The following is a 1,623-nucleotide window of genomic DNA, read 5'->3' on the forward strand; positions in this document are numbered from 1 at the left end:
CTGCCCAAGGCGACGCAGGCCATCCTGGAGGCGGTCGCGGCGGGCGAGCTGACGCCGTCCGAAGCCGCCGAACTCGGCCGGCTGGTCGATGCCCACGCCAAGGCCATCGAGGTCACCGATCTGCACCGCAGGCTTGAGGTACTGGAAGGAGGGCGAGCATGATGAACGCCGTCCACCGTCGCCTCACCAGGCTGGAGGCCCGGCGCCGTCCCGTATCGGATCACCGGTCGAAGGCCGCGCGCGACGCCGCAATTGCGATGGTGCTCGCCGCCCCCGAGTGGGCGGAGCAGATCAGTGCCGAGCTAATCGGGCAGCCTGGCTACGCCCCTCGCGCCGTTGCAGCAGTCCGCGCCGCGATGAGGGCGGATACATGACGGCCCTCCAACGCCGCCTCAGGGTGCTGGAGCGGAGGTATGCCGGCGGCAATCGACCAGCCATCGCCTTCGTGCTCTGGGAGCGGTCGGCGGAGGCCCTCCAGCAGGCCTACGAGCACGCGCTCGCGGCTGAGGCCGTGAAGCGAGGCGATCCGATCATCATGGGCGTGATGCCCGGGCCTGCTGAGTTGCCGGAAGCGCGGTGGAGCGATGTTCCGGGGCTTTCCGACACTGAGCTGATGGCGCTCTTTTCAGATGCCGAGCCTTGTGACCGGCTCGATCAAACGCCGGGCAGCCGCGCTGTGACGCTGATGTCCGACGCCGAGTTGAATGCCGCCATCATTGCGAGCGCAGCGAGGCCGGCGCCATGACGCGATTGTCGCAGCGCATCGCGAAACTGGAGACACGCGCCAGCAATAGCGTGCGCTACGATATCAGCGCCCACCCGCTGAGCGATGCGGAAAGGGAGGCCATCAAGGATGGAGTGGCTTTCGAGTTCGGCGAGGCGGCAGGCCAGAGCCCGATGACGGAAGCTGGATGGCAGGAGCTGTTCTGCCGTGAACCAGAAACCCGCTAACGGCGCGAGGCGCCGCTCGTGCGGAGCATGCGAGAGACGGCCGACATGGTGGAGTAAGAGTGAGCCGTCGGTGGGTCGAATTGCTCTCAATTATTTTGTCGAGCGTTCACCTGTTGGCATCAGCATGCTCGCCATGGGCAATTATCGTAAATGCCGCGCCTTTTTGATGGAGGCGTTCCTCACACTTGATAGCGATAATATCGAAGACGAGCGGCTGTGCCGCGCCATCGTGCTTCTGCTCGAGGCGGTGGTGCGCACTGAACGGGATGCGCGGCCTTCGAACGTCGTGCGTTTTTCAACGCGACCCGTCGAGAGAAAACCGGGGGCGTAATCTCGATCGCCGGGGGGCTTGCCTTGGCGTTGGATCGAAGGTGGTTGGTGCGGCGGCGGGTAAGTGGGCGCGATGCGTGCTGAAGATTGGATCGGTCACCCGACGCCGCGTCGAATCACTTCAGCGTTAGGGTTAGCCAGCTGCGATGACTTGTCACCGGCACAATTCGCTCGCGTCTAATTGGCATTTCGATTACGCGATCGAAGGCTGTTCTCCAGGGCCGCCCGAGCGGTAACAAAGGCCTCCTGCCTCGCAGGCACGCTGGCCTGTTGCAGCTCAAGCAGCATGAGGGCCGTCTCATAGATCTCGCGAATATCGCCCGGAGCTAGCACGCCTTTCTG

General features: G+C 64.4%; 3 protein-coding genes. All 3 read left to right on the forward strand.

The window, feature by feature from the left end; genetic code table 11:
- The first annotated feature begins 370 nt into the window (after nucleotides 1-370).
- Nucleotides 371-745, forward strand: a complete 375-nt coding sequence (locus ABZU72_RS28665) for a hypothetical protein (protein ID WP_355022164.1) — start codon at nucleotides 371-373, stop codon at nucleotides 743-745.
- Nucleotides 742-951: a hypothetical protein gene (locus ABZU72_RS28670; RefSeq protein WP_355022165.1), complete on the forward strand. Its 210-nt coding sequence runs from the start codon at nucleotides 742-744 to the stop codon at nucleotides 949-951. The genes ABZU72_RS28665 and ABZU72_RS28670 overlap by 4 nt, the downstream gene beginning before the upstream one ends.
- 70 nt (nucleotides 952-1,021) lie before the next feature.
- Nucleotides 1,022-1,282 (forward strand): hypothetical protein, encoded by a 261-nt coding sequence (locus ABZU72_RS28675; RefSeq protein WP_355022166.1) that lies wholly within the window; start codon nucleotides 1,022-1,024, stop codon nucleotides 1,280-1,282.
- Nucleotides 1,283-1,623 lie beyond the last annotated feature (341 nt).

Source organism: Nocardioides sp. NPDC004968, assembly GCF_040608935.1.
Lineage (GTDB): Bacteria > Actinomycetota > Actinomycetes > Propionibacteriales > Nocardioidaceae > Nocardioides.

Excerpts from the sequence above, each read along its gene's own strand:
- ABZU72_RS28665 (WP_355022164.1), top strand. The coding sequence starts at position 371 with ATGACGGCCCTCCAACGCCGCCTCAGGGTGCTGGAGCGGAGGTATGCC.
- ABZU72_RS28670 (WP_355022165.1), top strand. The coding sequence starts at position 742 with ATGACGCGATTGTCGCAGCGCATCGCGAAACTGGAGACACGCGCCAGC.